The sequence below is a fragment of the Streptomyces fungicidicus genome, assembly GCF_003665435.1.
Taxonomy (GTDB): Bacteria; Actinomycetota; Actinomycetes; order Streptomycetales; family Streptomycetaceae; genus Streptomyces; species Streptomyces fungicidicus.
This window is the reverse complement of sequence record NZ_CP023407.1, coordinates 76,747-98,013: the sequence shown is the minus strand read 5'-3', so window position 1 is coordinate 98,013 and position 21,267 is coordinate 76,747. Positions and strand designations below refer to the sequence as shown.

The 21,267-nt window shown below is 72.3% G+C and carries 3 protein-coding genes (1 of these 3 only partly in view); all 3 read left to right on the top strand.

All coding sequences use genetic code 11. The annotated features are described in order from the left end of the window. Tightly spaced (each overlapping or abutting the next), the 3 genes in view from CNQ36_RS00325 to CNQ36_RS00315 form a layout consistent with a single transcriptional unit that may run on beyond the window. A protein-coding gene (locus CNQ36_RS00325) for an SDR family NAD(P)-dependent oxidoreductase (protein WP_121544436.1) crosses the window boundary here: on the top strand, window positions 1-3,789 show its end. 9,804 nt of this gene lie to the left of the window's left edge; 3,789 of the gene's 13,593 nt are visible here — the last part of the coding sequence; its start codon lies beyond the left edge, outside the window; its stop codon occupies window positions 3,787-3,789. Further along, window positions 3,786-12,254: an SDR family NAD(P)-dependent oxidoreductase gene (locus CNQ36_RS00320; protein ID WP_163013162.1), complete on the top strand. Its 8,469-nt coding sequence runs from the start codon at window positions 3,786-3,788 to the stop codon at window positions 12,252-12,254. Before CNQ36_RS00325 ends, CNQ36_RS00320 begins: the two co-directional genes overlap by 4 nt. Further along, entirely contained in the window at window positions 12,247-21,267 is a 9,021-nt protein-coding gene (locus CNQ36_RS00315; protein WP_121544434.1) for an SDR family NAD(P)-dependent oxidoreductase, read from the top strand. Before CNQ36_RS00320 ends, CNQ36_RS00315 begins: the two co-directional genes overlap by 8 nt.

The following is a 21,267-nucleotide window of genomic DNA, read 5'->3' as shown; positions in this document are numbered from 1 at the left end:
AACATCTCCCCGCGCGAGGCGGAGATCATGGACCCGCAGGAGCGGCTGTTCCTCCAGTGCGTGCACGAGACTCTGGAGGACGCCGGGTACGTCCGGAACACGGGCAAGGACCGTACCGGGAACCTCCTCGACGGCCGCGTGGGTGTCTTCGTCGGGGTGATGTACCAGGAGTACCAGCTCCACGGCGCCCTGGCGCAGGACACCGGCACGGCACCGGTCGTCTCGGGCAGTTCCGCGTCCGTCGCGAACCGGGTGTCCCACGTGTTCGACTTCCACGGCCCCAGCATGAGCGTCGACACGATGTGCTCGTCGTCGCTGATGGCCGTGCATCTGGCCTGCCGGAGCCTGGAGTCGGGCGACTGCGACACGGCGGTCGCCGGCGGGGTGAATCTCTCGCTGCACCCGAACAAGTACCTGCTCCTCAGCCAGGGCCGTCTCGCGTCGAGCGACGGACGCTGCGCCAGCTTCGGCGCCGGAGGCGACGGATACGCGCCGGGGGAGGGCGTGGGCGCGATCCTCCTCAAGCCGCTGGCACGCGCCGTCGCCGACGGCGACCGGATCTACGGAGTCATCAAGGGCACCGCCGCCAACCACCGCGGCAGGACGAGCGGTTACTCGGTGCCGGAACCGGTGGGGCAGGCCGAGGTCATCGGCGAGGCCCTGAGGCGGGCGGGTGTGGACGCCCGGGACGTGAGCTACGTCGACGCCAACAGCGTCGGCACCTCCCTGGGCGACCCGATCGAGATCGCCGGCCTGTGCAAGGCGTTCGGGCCCTACACCGACGACCGGGGGTTCTGCGCGATCGGCTCGGTGAAGAGCAGCATCGGGCACGCCGAGAGCGCGGCCGGCATCGCCGGCATCACCAAGGTCCTGCTCCAGCTCCGGCACGGCCTGCTGGCTCCGTCCCTGCACGCCTCGACGCTCAACCCCCACATCGACTTCGAGCAGACCCCGTTCGTGGTGCAGCGGGAGCTCGCCGACTGGCCGGCCCCCGTGGCGGACGACGGCACGCGTGGCGTGCTGCCGCGCGTCGCGGGTGTGTCCGCATTCGGAGCGGGCGGCTCCAACGTGCACGTCGTGATGGCCGAGTACCTCCCCGACAGCCCGCCCCGGCCCGCACCGGCCGGCGGCGACCCGCGGGCCGTGATACCGCTGTCCGCCCGCACGACCGAGCAGCTGAGGGCTCGGGCCGAGCAGCTGGTGGAGTGGCTGGGCCGCCCCGAACACGCGGACCTCGCCCTCGCGGACATCGCCCACACCCTGCAGGTCGGCCGCGAGGCGAGGGAGGAACGACTGGGTGTCGTCGCCCACTCCGTGTCCGACCTGGTTCACCGGCTCGGCCGGTTCCTGGCCGACGACTTCGCGGGCGGTGAGATCGTCCGGGGTTCGGTCAACGACGCCGCCCGCACACTGACCCTGTTCGCGCCTGACTCCGACCTCGACGTGATGATCGCGGCGTGGGCGGAGAAGGGGAAGTACGACAAGCTCCTCGAACTGTGGGTCAGCGGTGTGCCCGTGAACTGGCGGTCCCTTCACGGCACCGTGGCTCCACGACGGGTCGCGCTGCCGACCTACCCCTTCGCGGCCGAGCGGTACTCCGCCTTCGACGGGCTCCCCGCCGCCGGGCGGACCGGGCCGGGTGGACCCGCGCCGCTGCATCCGCTCGCGCAGGTCAACACGTCCGACTTCACCGAGCAGCGCTTCACCTCCCACTTGACCGGAGACGAGCCCTTCCTCGGCGGACGCGCCGCCCAGCCGGTGCCCGGCGCGGCCTTCCTGGAGATGGCCGTGGCCGCGAGCTGCCTCAGCAGCCGAGCCGTCGTCGACCCCTCGGCGCCCGTCGTGCTGCGCGACATCGTGTTCGCGCAGCCACTCGACCCGGGCGACGGGCACCGCGAGGTGCACATCGGGCTGCGACCGCAGGACGACGGCGACATCCGCTTCCGGATCACGAGCACACCGCCGGGCGGGGACGGCGGCCCCGACGCCGTCGAACACGGCGCGGGCGTCCTCTACTTCGCAGAAGGAGCCGAGGAGACCGTGCTCGACCTGCCCGCCCTGCGCAGGAACTGCGGGACACCGGAACCGGCCACCAGGGACGACGGGCGCCACCGTGCCGTCCGAACCGTTTGGACCGGACACGGGCAGGCCCTCGTCCGGCTGGTGCTGCCGGACCCCGCGCGCGACACGGAGGACGGTCTCGTGCTGCACCCCGGCCTGCTCGACGCCGCGGTGCGGGCATGCTCCGACGCCCTCAGCGGGCCCGGACGGCAGCGGACGTCCGACGGCGGTGACCCCCCGGTCGTCCGCTCCATCGAGGAAGTCCTCGTTCTCGACGCCTGCACGCCCTCGATGTGGGCCTGGGTCCGTCCCTGCGCACAGCGGGCCGGACACGCGCCGGTCCCCGGCTTCGACCTCGACCTGGCCGACGAGCAGGGCCGGGTCCGCGTCCGGATCGGCGGACTCTCGATCGACGGGTCCGGTACCGCCGGGGTGGACGGCGGCACTCCCGCGGCCGGGGTGACGGAGGCCCCCGCCGGACAGCCGCTCCTGCTGAGCGAGCGGTGGCAGGTCCGCCCCGCACCCGGCCGGCCGCACGGACTCCCCGCCGCTCGCCCGACCGTGCTGCTCGCCGGACTGCCCGGACTCGAGCCCCTCCTGCGGGGCGACGCCGCCGATGTGCTCCTCCTGACCAGCGAGGAGAAGACACCGGAGGCCCGGTACACCGCTTACGCCGTGCAGGTTCTGGGACACCTGCGCTCCCTCGCGCGCGAAGCCACCGGCCGGCACCATGTCCAGCTGGTGGTTCCCGGAACGCCCGACGCGACGCTGCTGAGCGGACTCGCGGCCGTCCTCAGGACGGCCGGTCTCGAGAACCCGGCCGTCACCGGCCAGGTCGTCGTGCTGGACCGGACGGACACCCCCGAGCGCGCAGCGCTGCGGGTCCGCGAGAACCTCGGCTGCCCCGAGGAGACGCTCGTACGCTACGTCGAAGGCCGCCGCGAGGTACCGGTCTGGGCCGAGTACCGGGCCCCCGGCGGCCCTGACACACCGCCGTGGAAGGAGAACGGCGTCTATCTCGTCACGGGCGGGGCGGGCGCGCTCGCACATGCGGTCGCGCGGGAGATCGCCGCACAGACGGGGAACGCCACCGTCATCCTCGCCGGCCGCTCCCCGCTGGACCCCGACTCCCTCGAGGTGTCGCGGAAGCCTGCCGCCGTCGGCACGGTGCGCCATGAGCGAGCCGACATCTCCAGCCCCTCCGAGACGGACGCGCTCATCGCGCGGATCCTGGAGCGCCACGGGGCGATCGACGGTGTCATCCACGCTGCCGGGGCCGCCGACGGCGCGCTCATCGCCGACACCTCGGACCGCGGCTTCCGCGACGGCCTGGCCGCGACGGCGGCCGGTGTGGTGAACCTGGACGCCGCGACCCGGTCGCTCCCGCTGGACTTCTTCGTGACGTTCTCCTCCCCCTGTGGGGAGGACGGTGGCGTCGGCCGGGTCGACGGAGCCGCCGCCCACGCCTTCCTGAACGCCTACACGCGGTACCGGCGGGACCTCGTCGCCCAAGGCGAGCGGTTCGGTCACAGCCAGTCCGTTCTGTGGCCACTGGGGGACGAGGGCCCGACGGACCCGGCGGAGACGGGGGACCTCCACCGGATCCTGAGCTCCGGGCACAGCCGGGTGAGGGTTCCGGCTCCTCCCGCCGACCGCCCCCGGGGAAAGACCCCGGGCCCGACGCAGCGGAAGCTGCCCGCCTTCTCCACCGATGGGACGGACTCGTGACGCACTACGACAGTGACCTGCTCGAGGAGAGGGCGAGCGAGTACCTCGAGCGCCTTCTGTCCGAGGTCACCAAGCTCCCCCTCGCCCGCGTCGACGCCCGGGCGGCCTTCGAGAGCTTCGGCCTCGACTCGGTCATGGCGATGGCGATGACGGCGCGGATGGAGGCGGCCCTCGGGGCGCTGCCCACCACCCTCTTCTTCGAGTTCGGCACGCCCCGCGAACTGGCCCGGCACCTGGTCGCCACCCGGCGTTCCGAGGTGGCCGCTCTCCTCGGGGAGAGCACTGCGGACGCGGCCGCCGGCACCCCCGCCGCGGATGCGCCCACCCCCCGTGGCGGTGCCCGTGCCACGGGCCCCCTGCGACGCAAACCCCTGGCGTCGACGAGGTGGTCGGCACGGAAGGCCGAGCCGTCCTCAGCCCCGGCGTCCGGCGCCGGGCCCGCTCAACCCGGGCGGGAGGGGCTGGACATCGCGATCATCGGACTCGCCGGGCGCTACCCCAAGGCCCGCTCCGTGGACGAGTTCTGGGCGAATCTCGCCGCCGGACGCGACTGCGTCACCGACATACCGGCCGACCGGTGGGACCACCGGGCGTACTTCGACCCGGACCCGGACGCGCCCGGCAAGACGTACAGCAGGTGGGGCGGATTCGTGGACGGCGTCGACGAGTTCGACCCGCTGTTCTTCAACATCTCGCCCGCCGAGGCCGAGACGATGGATCCTCAGGAGCGCCTGTTCCTCCAGTGCGTACACGAGACCGTCGAGGACGCCGGATACACCCCGGACCGTCTGAAGGCGCCGGTGGACTCCGGCCGTGCGCCCGCCATCGGCGTCTACGTCGGCGTGATGTACGCGGAATACCAGCTGTACGGAGCCCAGGAGCAGATCCTCGGCAATCCGGTGACCGTGTCCGGGAACATCTCGGCCGTCGCCAACCGCGTCTCGTACTGCTTCGACTTCCACGGCCCGAGCCTGAGCGTCGACACCATGTGCTCCTCTTCGCTGACCGCCGTCCACCTGGCGTGTCAGAGCATCCGGTCCGGTGCCTGCGACATGGCGATCGCCGGCGGGGTCAACGTGTCGGTGCACCCCAACAAGTACCTGCTCCTCGGCCGGAGCCGATTCGTTTCCAGCACGGGCCGGTGCGAAAGCTTCGGTGAGGGGGGCGACGGATACGTACCGGGTGAAGGCGTGGGCGCCGTCCTGCTGAAGCCACTGGAACGGGCGGTCCGGGACGGGGACCACATCCACGGGGTCATCCGGGGCGTCGCCGTCAACCACGGCGGACGGACGAACGGTTACTCCGTGCCCAGCCCCGCCACCCAGGCCCGCGTGATCACCGACGCCTGGCGACAGGCCGGGATCGACCCGGCGACGGTCGGCTACATCGAGGCGCACGGCACCGGAACCGCACTCGGCGACCCCATCGAGGTCGCCGGACTCACCCGTGCCTTCGGCGAGCACGCGCGCGACGGCCGGCGCTGCGCGATCGGATCGGTCAAGAGCAACATCGGCCACGCCGAGAGCGCCGCCGGAATCTCCGGGCTCACCAAGGTGCTGCTCCAGATGCGGCACGGCAAGATCGCCCCCTCGCTCCACTCCACCCGGCTGAACCCCCACATCGACTTCGGCAGCACGCCTTTCACGGTCCCGCAGACACTCGCCGACTGGACACGTCCGCTCGTCACCGTCGACGGAGAGGAGCGCGAGCTCCCGCGGACCGCCGGCATCTCCTCCTTCGGGGCGGGCGGCACCAACGCGCACCTGGTCCTGGAGGAGTACCGGCCGAAGCCGGACGACCTGCCGGACCCCGCCGCCGCCTCGCACGGACCCGTTCCGGTCGTCCTGTCCGCCCGCACCACCGAGCGCCTGCGACAGAAGGCGGCGCAACTCGCGGACTGGATCGAGCGGAAGAACCTCTCGACCGGTGACCTGCCCGCGCTCGCGCACACCCTCCAGGTGGGGCGCGAGGCCATGCGCGAACGGCTCGGCACGGTCGTGACCGCCATGCCGGAACTGGCCACCCGTCTGCGGGAGTTCGCCGACGGCGCCGAGGACGCCGAAGGGTGCGTCCGCGGTAGGGCACGCGCGTCGGCCGACGGCACGGGCGTGGCCGAAGCGCTCACCCGGCGGGACCTCGCGGGACTGCTGGCGCTCTGGGCGCAGGGCGCCACCGTCGACTGGCACTCCCTGCACGGGAGCAGGTGCCCGGCCCGCATCGACCTGCCCTCCTACCCCTTCGCCAGGAACCGCTACTGGATCGACACCACGCGCTCGGCCGCGGCCCGCGCCCGGCACGGGACGGAGGCGCCGCCCACCCCCGCGGTGACCGGTGACGGCCGGAATCCGGCCGCCCTCCTGTTCACCGAGTCCTGGGAGCCGGAGGCACTGCCCGCCGCACGCCGGGCGGATGCGCCGCGCACCCTGGTCTGTCTCTGCCCCGGTCCGGCGGACCGCGCCGGGCTGGCGCGCACCGCACACGGACTCGACCCCGCCGCAGTCCTGCTGTTCGTCACGCGGGGACGGGGATTCACCCGGGTCTCCGACCACTCCTACGAAGCCGACCACCGCAACCCGGACGACCTCGTGCGGGTGCTCGAGGACATCCGGTCGCGGCACGGCGCCGTCGACGCCGTCCTGAACCTGTGGTCCCTGGACGACGCGGCGGAGCCCGGCTCGTACACCGCCACCGTGCACCTGCTGCAGGCGATCGCGGCGTCGGGGCTGCCGGTGGGGCGCGTCCTGCAGGCGGGAGAGTTCCACGACGGCGTCGGGCGGGCGTACGCCGAGTCGTGGCTCGGCTTCGAACGCTCCCTCGACCGGGTGCTTCCCGCCGTACGGTTCGCCGCGATCCTGGAGGAACACCAGGACCTGCCCGGCAGGACGCCCCGCGGCGTCTGGTTCGAACGGCTGTGGGCCGAGTGCTCGGCCGCGACGTCCGGCAGCGCCCTGTACCGCGCCGGTGCCCGTCACGTCAGCCGGGTCCTCCCGAGTCCGGCCCCCTCCGGGAAGCACCTCCTCAGACCCCGCGGCACCTACCTGATCACCGGGGGCACCGGTGGCCTGGGTCTTCTCCTCGCCGAGCACCTGGCCAGGAACTGGTCGGCACGTCTGGTCCTGACCGGCCGTTCGTCCCTCGACTCCCGCAAACGGCGCGACATCGCCCGGATCGAGTCGCTCGGCGGCGAGGTGCTGTACCGGCAGGCCGACGTGTCCGACCGGCAAGCCATGGGAGAAGCGGTGGCCGCGGCGCGCGAGCGTTTCGGCCCGCTCCACGGTGTCGTCCATGCCGCCGGGGTCGCCGAGCGCGGCTCGCTCCTCACCGCTGACCTCGAATCCTTCCGCGACGTGCTCTCCGCCAAGGTGGACGGCACCCGCGTGCTCGACGAGGTACTCGCCGCGGAACCTCTCGACTTCCTCTGCCACTTCTCGTCGACCTCGGCCGTTCTCGGCGACTTCGGCGGCTGCGCCTACTCGGTGGCCAACCGTTTCCAGACGTCCTACGCACGCCATCGCGACGAGCGCGTGCGCCAGGGGGCGTCGTCCGGCGCGACGGTCGCCGTCAACTGGCCCCTGTGGAGCGGCGGCGGCATGGGCTTCGAGGACACGGCGGGCGTCGACCTCTACCTGTCCTCCAGCGGCCTGCGTCTGCTGGAGGAAGCCGAGGGTCTCACGCTCTTCGAACGCCTCCTGGGAGAGGGCGGGACACAGCGGATCGTCATGGCCGGCGATCCGGCACGCGTACGGGACATGTTGGACGCCGGCCCCGCGCCGACGGGGTCACGGCACGAGTTCCGCCCTGCCGTACCCGTCAGCCGCCCGGCGGCAACCACGAACACGGAGGGCGGCGACGACATGGACGCCGAGGCACTGGTGCTCTCGGCCCTCAGCACGGCGATCGTCGACGTGCTGAGGGTGCCCCGCGAGGACATCCACGCCGACGAGAACTTCTCCGAGCTCGGGTTCGACTCCGTCAGCCTGGCAAAGCTGGCCAGGGTCCTTGGGGAAAGCCTCGCGATCGACGTGCTGCCCTCGGTGTTCTTCTCCCACCCCAGCCCGGAGAAGCTGGTCGCTCACCTGATCGCGGAACACGGGGAGACACTGAGCCGGCACCACACGGAGCGGACCAGGGCCTCGGACACCGCCGTGGCGTCCTTCACGGGGCCGGCGTCCTCCGTGGCACCGGAGGCGCAGGTTTCCGTCACCGCGGCCGAGGACCGGACCGCGGCCCCCGCGACGCCGCGGCCGGCGGCGCACGCGGGGCCGGAACCGATCGCCGTCATCGGGATGAGCGGCCGTTTCCCCGCCGCCCGGTCCGTCGACGAGTTCTGGGAGAACCTCCTGCGGGGGAAGGACGCGCTGTCGCCGGTCCCCGCGGACCGGCGGGCCGACTGGGCGGGGCCGGAGGCCTCATGGCTGGAGGCCGTCCGCTGCGGATTCGTCCCGGGCGTCGCGGAGTTCGACGCCGCGTTCTTCGAGATATCGCCGCGCGAGGCGCGCACCATGGACCCGCGCCAGCGGCTGCTGCTCCAGGAGACGTGGCACGCCCTGGAGGACGCGGGCTACGGCGAACGGCGGCTGCGCGCCGGGACGATCGGCATGTTCGTCGGCGCCGAACAGGGCGACTACGCCGGCCTGACCGGGGGAGAAGGCGGCATCACCGCCCAGCACGAGGCCATCATGGCCGCGCGCCTGGCCTACCTCCTCGACTTCTCGGGGCCGGTGCTGGCCGTCAACACGGCCTGTTCCTCGGGCCTGACGGCCGCGCACCAGGCATGCGCGAGCCTGCGCGGCGGCGAATGCGACACCGCCGTGGTCGCCGCCGTCAACCTGGCGACCACCGCGCGCGGCCTCGCCGAGATGGACAAGGCGGGCATGCTCTCCGAGAGCGGAGTCTGCCGGGCCTTCGACAAACGGGCCGACGGCATGGTCCTCGGCGAGGCGGTCCCCGCCCTCGTCCTCAAGCGCCTGTCCCGGGCGGAAGCCGACGGTGACCGCGTCCTGGCGGTCATCCGCGGCAGCGGCATGAACTACGACGGCCGTACCAACGGCATCACCGCTCCGAACGGCGCGGCCCAGGCGCGGCTCTACCGGCAGGTCCACGAGCGGCACGGGATCGACCCCGAGCGCATCGAGCACATCGTGGCGCACGGCACGGGAACACGACTCGGTGACCCCGTCGAGGTGAACGCGCTGAACGAGGCGTACCGGGAACGCACGGACAGGACCGGCTTCTGCGCGCTGACCTCCACCAAGACGCAGGTCGGTCACACCCTGGCCGCCTCCGGTCTGGTCGGTCTGGTCGCACTCGTCCAGTCGGTTCGCCACGGCGTCGTCCCGGCCAGTCTGCACTGCGACCAGGACAGCGACTACATCGCCTGGGAGGACAGCCCCTTCTACGTCAACAAGGTGACCAGGGCCTGGCCGGCCGGCCCCACGGGAACGAGGCTCGGCGCGGTCAGCTCCTTCGGTATGAGCGGGACCAACGTCCACATGGTGGTGGAGAGTTACCCCGATCCCGCCCGCCCGGCCCCGGCAGTCGGGGCCCCGGCGGTGCCGCTGCTCCTGTCCGCCCGGACTCCGGAGGGACTGCGGCGGCGCATCCAGGAGCTCCGGTCCGCCCTCGCGCAGGGGGAGCTCGACGACCAGCGGCTGCGGGACACGGCCTACACGCTCCTCGAGGGCAGACTGCACTTCGCGCACCGCTGCGCACTCGTCGTCAGCGGTGTCGAGGACGTCCTCCCGGCGCTGGCCGCGGCGGGGAGCGGGCAGGATCATCCCCTGGTCGTACGCGGTGAAGCACCCCGCGACCAGGACCGTTCGCTGTCGGACGTACAGGCCCGCGCACTGCTGGACGTGCTCCGGGCACCGGGCGTGCCGGCCGAGCGGTACCGGGAAGCGTGCCACGCCCTGGGCGAGCTCTACTGCCGGGGCGCCGTCCCGGACTGGTCGGTGCTGTTCACGGACGACGCACCACGGATCGTCTCGCTGCCCGGTTATCCTTTCGCCCGCTCGACGCACTGGGCCACCGACGGGCGTGGTACTGCGGCACGGCCGACCGCGCCGGAGCCCGTCCCGGTACCCTCGGCGCCGCCGGCGCGGGAGCCGGCCAAACAGGCCGCCCGGAGCGCCCCTCCCGGAAAGCACCGGATCCGTCTGCAGGACCCGGGCGCGGTGGCAGTCCCGACGGCCACCGCTCCCCTCGGCAAGCCGGGGAACGTCGTACTGATCGACACGAGCGAGGGGGCGGGGCAGCCGGTTCCCCCGGTTCCCTCCCTCGCTCCGGTACCCGCGCCGCCCGCTCCGGCGGCCGTGACCGGTGCCGGGTCGCCCCGGGCCGACGGGCCGGGCCGTTCTTCGCGGGTGTTGCGGGACGAGTTGCGGGCGGGGCTCGCGGCGGTGTTGTTCCTGTCGGTGAGCGAGGTCGATCCGCGGCGCAATTTCGTGGAGTTGGGTCTGGACTCCATCATCGGGGTGGAGTGGGTGAAGTCGATCAACAAGGCGTACGGCACGTCGTTGACGGCAACGCGGTTGTACGACTATCCGTCGGTGATGGAGCTGGCTGCTCATCTGGAGCAGCAGATGCCGGCCGGTGAGGTTCCTTCCCCGACGGTGTCCCCGGAGCCGGCGGCCGCGCCGGTGCCGACACCGACACCGACACCGGTTGTCGCGCCGCGGCCCGACGGCCCTCCGGCTGTGCGTGCGGCTGCTTCGGGCCGTTCTTCGCGGGTGTTGCGGGACGAGTTGCGGGCGGGGCTCGCGGCGGTGTTGTTCCTGTCGGTGAGCGAGGTCGATCCGCGGCGCAATTTCGTGGAGTTGGGTCTGGACTCCATCATCGGGGTGGAGTGGGTGAAGTCGATCAACAAGGCGTACGGCACGTCGTTGACGGCGACGCGGTTGTACGACTATCCGTCGGTAATGGAGCTGGCTGCTCATCTGGAGCAGCAGATGCCGGCCGGTGAGGTTCCTTCCCCGGCGGTGTCCCCGGAGCCGGCGGCCGCGCCGGTGCCGACACCGGCGCCGGTGGCGTTACAGGTCTCGGAACCGCTGCCGGTTCCCGAACCGGAACCGGTTCCCGAACCAGAACCGGAATCCGAACCGGAACCGGAACCCGAGCCGGTGCTGCCGGCATCTGGAGACACCCCGTACGACGTCACGGACACCGCCGTCCGCGAAGACCGCGTGGCCGTCGTCGGAATGTCCGGGCGTTACCCGGACGCGGAGAACCTCCGCCAGTACTGGACCAACCTCCGCGACGGCCGTGACTCCGTGCGGGAAGTGCCCGCCGACCGCTGGGACATGTCCCGCTACTACGACCCCCGCCCCGGCCGGAAGGGCAAGACCTATTGCGACGCGATGGGTTACCTGCAGGACGCGGACTGCTTCGACCCGCTGTTCTTCAACATCTCGCCGGCCGAGGCGGAAGGAATCGACCCGCAGCACCGTCTGTTCCTGCAGGAGGCGTACCGCGCGTTCGAGGACGCGGGCTACGACCCCGGATCGATGAGCAGGACGAAGTGCGGTGTCTACCTGGGCATCAGCGGCAACGAGTACAGCTTTCTCGTGTCCGGCAACGACGACGGCGAAGACACCGTCGCGACCAGCAGCAGCAACGCCATCGCCGCCGCGCGCATCGCCTACTTCCTCAACCTCAAGGGCCCGGCGATCGCCCTCGACACCGCCTGTTCGTCCTCCCTCGTCGCACTGCACCTCGCCCAGCAGGCACTGGCCAGCGGCGAGATCGACGTCGCCCTGGTCGGAGGTGTGTCCCTGTACCTGCTCCCGGGCACCTACGTCAGGATGTCGGGAGCACGGATGCTGTCGGCACGGGGGCGGTGCCGGTCGTTCGACCAGGGAGCCGACGGCTTCGTGCCGGGCGAGGGCGTGGGAGCCGTGGTGCTGAAGCGGCTGAGCGACGCCGAAGCCGATCACGATCACATCCACGGTGTGGTGCTGGCCTCGGGGACGAACCAGGACGGCAAGACCAACGGCATCACCGCCCCCAGCGCCAACAGCCAGATGGAACTGTTCCGTACGGTCTACGACCGGCACGGAATCGACGCGGCGTCCATCGGGTACGTCGAGACGCACGGTACGGGGACGACGCTCGGGGACGCGATCGAGCTGGACGCCCTGAGCACGGTCTACCGTGAGCGGGGAGTGGCCCCGAGGGCGTGCGCGATCGGCTCGGTGAAGAGCAACATCGGGCACACCTCCGCCGCCGCCGGCATCGCCGGCGTGCACAAAGTGCTGCTCGGCCTGCGCCACGGCCTGCTCGTGCCGTCCCTCCACGTCGAGACCCCCAACGAGCTCCTGGAATCCGACGACTGCCCGTTGACCGTCAGCAGGGACCTCCAGTTCTGGGAAGCACGCAACGGCCACGAGCTGAGGCGGGCCGCCGTCAGCTCCTTCGGATTCAGCGGAACGAACGCCCACGTGGTGCTGGAGGAGTATCGCCATGCGTGACACGACCGAACACGCCGGGGCATCGGCTGACGTGATCGTCCTGTCGGCAGTGACGGAACGGCAGTTGGACGCCCGGGCACGCGATCTCCTCGCCTTCGTCGAGGAGCAGCCCCGGCTCGACCTGGCCGACCTGGCCTTCTCGCTCCAGGTCGGGCGGGCGGCGCTGGAATGCCGGCTGGCCTTCACCGCCGGCTCCCTCGACGCGGTGGCCCGGGGGCTGAGGACCCATCTGGGTGAGGACGACAGCGTCGAGGTCTTCCGCGGCCGGGCACCGGAGTCGCCCGGCTGGGAGGAGCAGAGCGACGAGGACCGGGACCTGGTCCGCTCGCTGGTGGCCGCCCGCGCATGGCGCCGCGTCGCGGAGGTCTGGGCCGGCGGACGTGCCGTCGACTGGGCCCTGCTCCACGCCCCGCACAGGCCCTACCGCATCCCCCTTCCCACATACCCCTTCGCCCGGGAGCGGTACTGGGTGACGGCGAGTCCTCCGCCGCCGGCCGGGTCCGTACCGCCTCCGGCCGCCGTGCTCCACCCGCTGCTGCACCGCGGTGCCTCCGCGTCCGGAGGCCGGGGCTACAGCTCCACCTTCACCGGCGAGGAGCCGGTACTGAACGACCACCGGGTGCACGGGGTGCGGACGATGCCCGGCGCCGCGTATCTGGAGATGGCGCTGGCGGCGGCGGCCGACTCCAGGGGAGGGACGGTGGCGGACAGCGCCGGACTCGCCGTCACGGACGTGGTCTGGATCCGGCCGTTCCGCGTCGAGGACCAGCCGCGCGACCTCGACGTGGTGCTCCATCCCGACTCCTCGGACGGGGCCCGCTTCCGGATCTCCGCCGCCGGGGACGGCTCCGGGGCCGCCGTGCTCTGCACGGGCTCGGTGGGGCCGTGCGAGGCGGCACCCGCCTCCGTGGACCTCACGCGACTGCGGGCCGCATGCGGCGAACGGCGGTGGGACGCGGCGGAGATCTACCCCGCGTTCCGGTCCGCCGGGATCACCTACGGCGATTCGTTCCGCGCGGTCGAGCACCTGCTCCTCGGGGAGTCCCAGGTGCTCGCTCGTCTGGCGCTGCCCGAGGCGGCGCTCGTCGACGCGGCCGGCTGCTGTCTGCCCCCGGGCCTGATGGACGCGGCCCTGCAGACCTGCGCGGCGTTCATGACCGGCGATCCGGATGCCGAAGGGGCGGCATTCGTGCCGTACGGGGTGGACCGGGTCGAGGTGCTCGCCGCGCCGGGCGAAGCGCTCTGGGTCTGGGGCCGGCCCGGCGCCCGTGACACGGCGGGCAGCACCACCCGTACCTTCGATCTCGATCTCTGCGACGACGCCGGCCGCGTCCGGGTGCGCGTACGGGGTCTCTCGGTGCGCGCGCTGCACCCGGGAGCGACACCCGGGGGAGCCGCCGCGCACACGGACGGCGAGGTGTTGGCCTCCCCGCGCTGGCAGCGCAGGACACTGCCCCGCGCGTCCGGTCCCGCCGTCGGGCGGCGGGCCGTGGTCTTCGCCGAGGACGGGGCGTTGGGGGGCGGTGCCTCCGCGGACCCGGACTGCGAGGTGGTGACCCTCACCTCCCGGGCCGCCACCCTGGACGCGCGCTACACGGACTACGCGTTACAGGTGTTCGACAGGACCCAGCAGCTGCTGCGTGACGGTACGCAGACCCCTTACGTCCTCCAGATCCTGTTGACCGACCGGCCGGAGTCAGGAGTGCTGACCGGGCTCGGGGCGCTGCTGAGGACCGCGGCCCTGGAGAACCCCCGGATCACCGGCCAGGTCGTCGTCATGGCCGACGGGACACCGGTCGCGGAACGGCTCCGCCTTCTCGCGCGGGAGCGCCGCGGTCCCGTCGACGCCACCGTGAGACTCCGCCCGGACGGGCGTGAGGTGCTCATCTGGGCCGAGGAGTCCCCGGCGCGCTCCGCCGGCTCGCCGTGGCGTTCCGGCGGCGTCTACCTCATCACCGGCGGCCTGGGCGGCCTCGGACGCATCTTCGCGGAGGAGATCACCCGGCAGGTGAAGGACGCCAGGCTCGTCCTCGTCGGCCGTTCCCCGGAGACGGAGCCGTCGCGCCGGATCCTCGAAGGGCTCCGCGCGTCGGGCGCGCAGGTGTCCTACGAACCGGTCGACGTCACCGACCACGGCGCGGTCGCCGCCCTCGTCGACAGGGTCCGGCGCACGGCGGGGACGATCCACGGGATCGTCCACGGTGCCGGGGTGATCGAGGACGACTTCGTCCTGAGGAAGTCGGCACGGGAGTTCCGCGCGGTGCTCGCACCGAAGGTGAGCGGCCTGGTGAGCCTCGACGAGGCGACCGCGGACCTCGATCTGGACTTCTTCGTGGCCTTCTCCTCCGGCGCCGCCGTCACGGGGAACGTCGGCCAGGCCGACTACGCGGCGGCGAACGCGTTCATGGACGCGTTCGCGGAGTACCGCCGGGGTCTCGTGGCCGACGGACACCGCTCCGGCCGCACCCTGTCGATCAACTGGCCGCTGTGGGCCGAGGGCGGCATGGGCGCCGACGCCGGCACCAGGACGGTGCTGCGCGACCGCTTCGGCATCTCACCCCTGGAACGCGACGCGGGCGTCCGGGCATTCACCCGCTGCCTCCACACGAACCACCACCAGGTACTCGTCGCCGCTGGGCACACGGACCGGACAAGGAAGGCGCTGACGATGCAGCAAGCCGGGGAACCCACGGCACCCGTGAACACCGCAACCCCCGCCGCCCCGGTGGCGGGCCGGGACGACGGACTGGCCGAGTGGACCGTCACGTACCTCACCACGCTGCTGTCGGAGGTCCTGAAGGTGCCCGCACGGCGCATCGAGCCGGGCAGCAGCCTGGAGCGCTACGGCATCGACTCGATCCAGGCCCTCAACCTCACCGCCCGGCTGGAGGCGTCCTTCGGGCTCCTGCCCAAGACGCTGTTCTTCGAGTACCGGGACATCAAGGCGCTGAGCCGGTACTTCACCGAGGTCCACGAGGACCGGCTGCGAGAGCTGCGAGGGGCCGTCCCGGCCGCCGAGGTTCCCTCGCCCCCGGCACCGGCGGAGCCGCCCGCCGTGTCCACCGCCACCGCACGGGCGGTGGCGGTGGACACGGCCGGGCCGGCGCACCGCACGGAGGGTCACGGATCCGCGCCGCGCTGCACGGAGATCGCCGTCATCGGAATGAGCGGGCGCTACCCGCAGGCCCCCGACCTGCGGACGTTCTGGCGCAATCTCTGGGAGGGCCGGGACTGCGTCACGGAGATCCCCCGGGATCGATGGGATGCCGGCGCCTACTACGACGCGGACCGTTCGCGGCCGGGGACGACGAACTCCAAGTGGGGCGGCTTCCTCGACGACGTCGACCGGTTCGACCCGCTGTTCTTCAACATGTCGCCGCGCGAGGCCGAGTTCACCGACCCGCAGGAGCGCCTGTTCCTGGAGTGCGTCTACGAGACGCTCCAGGACGCCGGGTACACGCGCCACGACCTCACCGCGCCCTCTCCGGACGGGGCCGGGGGCAACGTCGGGGTGTTCGTGGGCGCGATGTACGACGAGTACCAGCTCTACGGGGCGACCGAGCAGGCGCTCGCCGACGGGAGGGTGGTGCCGGGCAACGCCGCGAACATCGCCAACCGCGTCTCCTACTTCTGCGACTGGCAGGGACCGAGCCTCACCGTCAAGACCATGTGTTCCTCGTCCCTGACGGCCCTCCACCTCGCCTGCCAGAGCCTGCAGACGGGTGACTGCGAGGTCGCCGTCGCCGGTGGTGTCAACCTGTCCCTGCACCCCGCGAAGTACCTCCTGCTGGGACAGGCCGGCTTCGCGTCCAGTACGGGCCGCTGCGAGAGCTTCGGCCAGGGCGGCGACGGCTATGTGCCCGCCGAGGGAGTGGGGGCGGTGATGCTGAAGCCGCTGGACCGGGCCATCGCCGACAACGACCGCATCCACGGGGTCATCAAGGCGACGGCGGTCAACCACGGCGGCCGCACGAACGGCTACACGGTCCCCAACCCGAACGCCCAGGCTGACGTGGTAGCCCGTGCCCTCGACAAGGCAGGGGTCGACGCCCGCACCATCAGCTACGTCGAGGCGCACGGCACGGGAACCTCACTGGGTGACCCGATCGAGATCGCCGGCCTCGCCAAGGCGTTCGCCCGCCACACCGACGACCGAGGGTTCTGCGCGATCGGCTCGGTCAAGAGCAACATCGGACACGCCGAGAGCGCCGCGGGGATCTCCGCCTTCACCAAGGTGCTGCTGCAGCTCGCGCACGGCCGGCTGGCGCCCTCGCTCCACTCGGAGACGCTCAACCCGCACATCGACTTCACGGGCACGCCCTTCCGGGTCCAGCGGGAGCCGGGGGAGTGGCGGCGGCCGGTGATCGACACACCCGACGGGCCCCGGGAGTACCCGCGTCTCGCCGGTATCTCGTCCTTCGGGGCGGGCGGATCGAACGCACACGTCATCGTGGGCGAGTACGTACCGGCCGGGCCCGTGGCGGCCGACGATCCGGCGCAGTGGCCGCTGGGGTCGGTCATCGTGCTCTCGGCGAGAACCGAGGAGCAACTGCGCGAGCAGGCCGGGCGCTTGCTGGACTGGGTGCGCGAGGAGCGGATCGAGGACGCCGACGTGCCCGCCGTCGCGGCCACTCTCCAGGTGGCCCGGGAGCACATGGCCGAGCGGCTGGCGTTCCTGGCCGGCTCGGTGGCCGAGCTGACGGCCCGGCTGGGCGACTACGTCGAGGGCAAGGACGACGCCGGTACCCACCGGGGCCGCGGCAGGCGCTCCCAGGACGTCGTGTCCGTCCTTGCCGAGGACGAGGACATGGCAGGCACCATCGCGGCCTGGGTGGACAAGGGGAAGTTCGGCAAGCTGCTCGAACTGTGGACCAATGGGCTCGACCTGCCGTGGCGCAGTCACTACCCGACCAGCCTGCCGCGCAGGCTCTCCCTGCCGGCTTATCCGTTCGCCCGCAAGCGGTTCTGGGCAGCCGACGGTGCCCGGTCCGCTGCCGTGACGGCAGGCCGCGGCCCGGTCACGGCAGCCGAACCGGCCGAGCCGGCGGTGCCCGCCGACGCGGCGGTCCAGGTGGCGCCCGCCCCGGCCCCCCGGATCGCGGCGAAGCCCCGCGGTATCGGCCTGGCCCCCCTGGACGCCGGGATCGGTTCGGCCCCCGCACGGCCGGCACCGGCGGGCTCGGTCCCGGTACTCCCGGTGCCGGAAGAGCCGTCCCGAGAAGCCGACGCACCAGACGCGACACCGGAGACCGGAACGGAGGACGCCCCCCGCCCCGCCCCGGAGCACGGCCGGCCCGTTCCGGGGCCCGCCGTCCAGGACCGGGAGAGTCTCGTCCGCGAGCTGACGGCGAGCCTCGCCGAGGCCCTGTTCCTGCTCGAGGAAGAGATCGACCCGGACACGAAGTTCACCGACATCGGCCTGGACTCCATCGTCGGCGTCGAGTGGATGAAGGCGATCAACAAGCGGTACGGGCTGGACCTGACGGTGACCCGGCTCTACGACCACCCCACCGTCGTGGAGCTGTCGGCCTATGTCGCCGGGGAACTGGCCAAAGGAGGCGCCCCTCAGGGGCGTCCCTTTCGTGAGGTGACCGAACCCGCTGCCGGGCCGACGGGAGTCACCGTGCCGGAGCCCGCTGCCGGGCCGGCCGAGGTCACCGTGCCGGAGCCGACGAGGGCGGTCGTGCCGGCGCCCTCGGCCGTGCCGGCGTCCTCGGTCGTGCCGGCGACGTTCGCCGAGTCCGTCGCCGAGGAATCGCCGGGAGCGGATTCCCGCACGGCCGGTGCGATCGCCGTGGTGGGCATGTCCGGCAGGTATCCGGGGTCCGCGACCCTCGACGAGTACTGGGAGACCCTGGCGCAGGGCCGTGACTGCGTGGAGGAGGTGCCCGACTCCCGGTGGAGCGTCGTCGACCACTACGACCCGCGCCCCCACCAGGAGGGCAAGGTCACCTGCAAGTGGCTGGGGCGCCTCGACGACATCGAGAGCTTCGACCCGCTGTTCTTCAACATCCCGCCCGCGGAGGCGGAGACGATGGATCCGCAGCAGCGGCTGTTCCTCCAGGAGGCGTACCACGCGTTCGAGGACGCGGGCTACGATCCCCGTTCCCTGAGCGGCCGCAAGTGCGGTGTCTACCTCGGCATCATGAGCAGCGAGTACGGCATGCTCATGCAGCGGCAGGGCGGCGGAACGAGTGCGGCGGCCACGAGCGGCAGCAATGCCATCACGGCCGCGCGCATCGCCTACTTCCTCGATCTCAAGGGTCCGGCCATCGCCCTGGACACGGCGTGCTCGTCCTCTCTGGTGGCCACCCATCTGGCGACGCAGGCCCTGCGCGGCGGCGAGATCGACATGGCCCTCGTCGGGGGCGTCACCCTCTATCTGAGCCTGGACGCCTACCTCGGCATGTCCGGCGCGGGGATGCTGTCGCCGGACGGGCGCTGCAAGGCCTTCGACAACGGTGCGAACGGATTCGTGCCCGGCGAGGGCGTGGGCGCGCTCGTCCTCAAGCGTCTCGCCGACGCCGTCCGCGACGGTGACCACATCCACGGCGTGGTCATCGGCTCGGGTATCAACCAGGACGGGAGGACCAACGGCATCACCGCGCCGAGCGGCGCGAGCCAGATGGAGCTGGAGCGCGACGTCTACCACCGGTACGGCATCGACCCGGCCGGGATCGGCTACGCCGAACTGCACGGCACCGGAACCAAGCTGGGTGACCCGATCGAGCTGGAGGCCCTCGCGACGGTCTACCGGGAACACACGGACAAGACCGGGTACTGCGCCATCGGCTCCGTGAAGAGCAACCTGGGCCACACCTCGGCCGCCGCCGGCATCGCCTCGATCCAGAAGGCCCTGCTGTGCATGCGCAACGAGCAGCTGGTGCCCACGTTGCACTTCGAACGGCCCAACGAGCACTTCGACTTCGAGAACTCCCCGTTCCGCGTGAACACCGAGCTCTCCCCGTGGAAGACCGAGCCGGGTGTCCCGCGGCGCGCGGCGGTCAGCGGCTTCGGCTTCAGCGGTACCAACGCCCACCTGGTGGTGGAGGAACCTCCGCGGGATGCCGCGGAGCGGCCGGCCGGAGGCCCGCAGATCTTCGTGCTGTCGGCCAGGAGCGAGGAACAGCTGAGGACGTCGGCCGCCCGTCTCGCCGGTCACCTGCGCGCCCACCCGTCGCTGGCCCTGGCGGACGTCGCCCACACACTGCAGCAGGGCAGGGAGGCCATGGCGCGGCGGCTGGCCGTCGTGGCCGGCACGCCGGGAGAGCTGCTGGAGAAGCTGACACGGTACGTCGATGACGGAGTCGGGGACGGCGTCTTCACGGGCCTGGCCGGCAAGGACCGGGCGGGCCGCCCCGGGGCCGTGCCACGGGCCGGTGCGGACGGCACGCTGTCGGTGACGGAGGCCGAGCGGCTGGCCGCGGCGTGGACCGGCGGAACGCCCGTCGACTGGGCACTGCTGTCCGGGGCAACGCGGCCCCGCCGGGTCCCGCTGCCCACGTACCCGTTCGCGCGTGAGCGCTGCTGGTTCGGCGACGCCCCGGAGTCCGGACGGCCCGAGGCGTCCCTCCCGGCACCGCACCCCGCCACCGCCGGGGAGGACCACGCGCAGCCCGGCCCCGGCGGCGAGGCCCCGGACGGCACGAACATCCTGCTGGCGCCGGTCTGGGACGCGGTCCCGCGGAGCGCGCCGGGGGACGTGGCGCTGCCGTCCGGCCGGGTCGTCGTGATCGGCGGCACCGCGGAGCAGCGGGAGCGTGTCCGGACCGTCCTTCCCCGTGCCGAACACCTGACGCTGGACCCCGCGGACACGACCGGGACCATCGCCGCGAAGCTCGACGCCGCCGGCGAAGCCCTCGGGCACCTCGTCTGGCTGGCGCCCCGGCGGACGGCCGCCGATGCTGGCGCCGTCACCGCGGACGACGCGCTGGTGGACGCGCAGGAGACCGGTCTGTACGCCTGCTTCCGCACGCTGAAGGCGCTGTTGACGCTGGGATACGGCCGCCGTCCGCTCAACGTCACGGTCGTGACCGAGCGGGCCCTGCGGGTCCGGCGCACGGACGTGGCCGACCCCGCCCACGCCGGACTGCACGGACTCCTCGGCTCGGTGGCGAAGGAGTACCCGGCCTGGACGGTGGGCCTCGCCGACCTCGACCCGGACCGCGACTGGCCGGTGGCGCAGCTGTTCGCACCGCCCGCCGGGGAGAGCGGCAGCGTGTGGGCGTACCGCCGTGCCCGCTGGTACCGCCAGAGCCTCGTGCCCGTGCAAGACACCGCCGGGGAGCGCACCCGGCGCACGGTGTACCGGCAGGGCGGCGTCTACGTCGTGATCGGCGGCGCGGGCGGCATCGGCGAGGCATGGACCGAGCACATGATCCGTACCCACGGGGCACAGGTCGTGTGGATCGGGCGGAGGAAGGAGGACGAGTCGATCCGGGCGAAACTGAGCCGTCTGGGCGAGCTCGGCCCCCGACCGCGCTACGTACGGGCCGACGCCACCGACAGGGCGGCGCTGGAGAGGGCGTACCAGGACGTCAAGCGGACCCATCCGGTCATTCACGGTGTGGTCCACTCGGCGATCGTGCTGCTCGACCGGAGCCTGGAGCGCATGGACGAGCAGCGCTTCCGCGCCGCGGTCACGGCCAAGGTCGACGTGAGCGTCCGACTCGCCCAGGTCTTCCGGGAAGAGCCCCTGGACTTCCTCCTCTTCTTCTCCTCGATGAACTCCTTCCTGAAGTCCTCGGGGCAGTGCAACTACGTGGCGGGATCGGTGTTCGAGGACGCCTACGCCCACCGGCTCGCCGGCGAGCTGGACTTCCCCGTCAAGACCATGAACTGGGGTTACTGGGGCACCGTCGGCGTCGTCGCCGCGCCGGAGTACCGGGAGCGCATGCACAGGGCCGGGGCCGGCTCGATCGAGCCGGCGGACGGCATGGCGGCTCTCGACGTCCTCCTTTCGGGCACGTTCGATCAACTGGGGCTCATCAAGGCCCACGGGGGTAATTCCTGA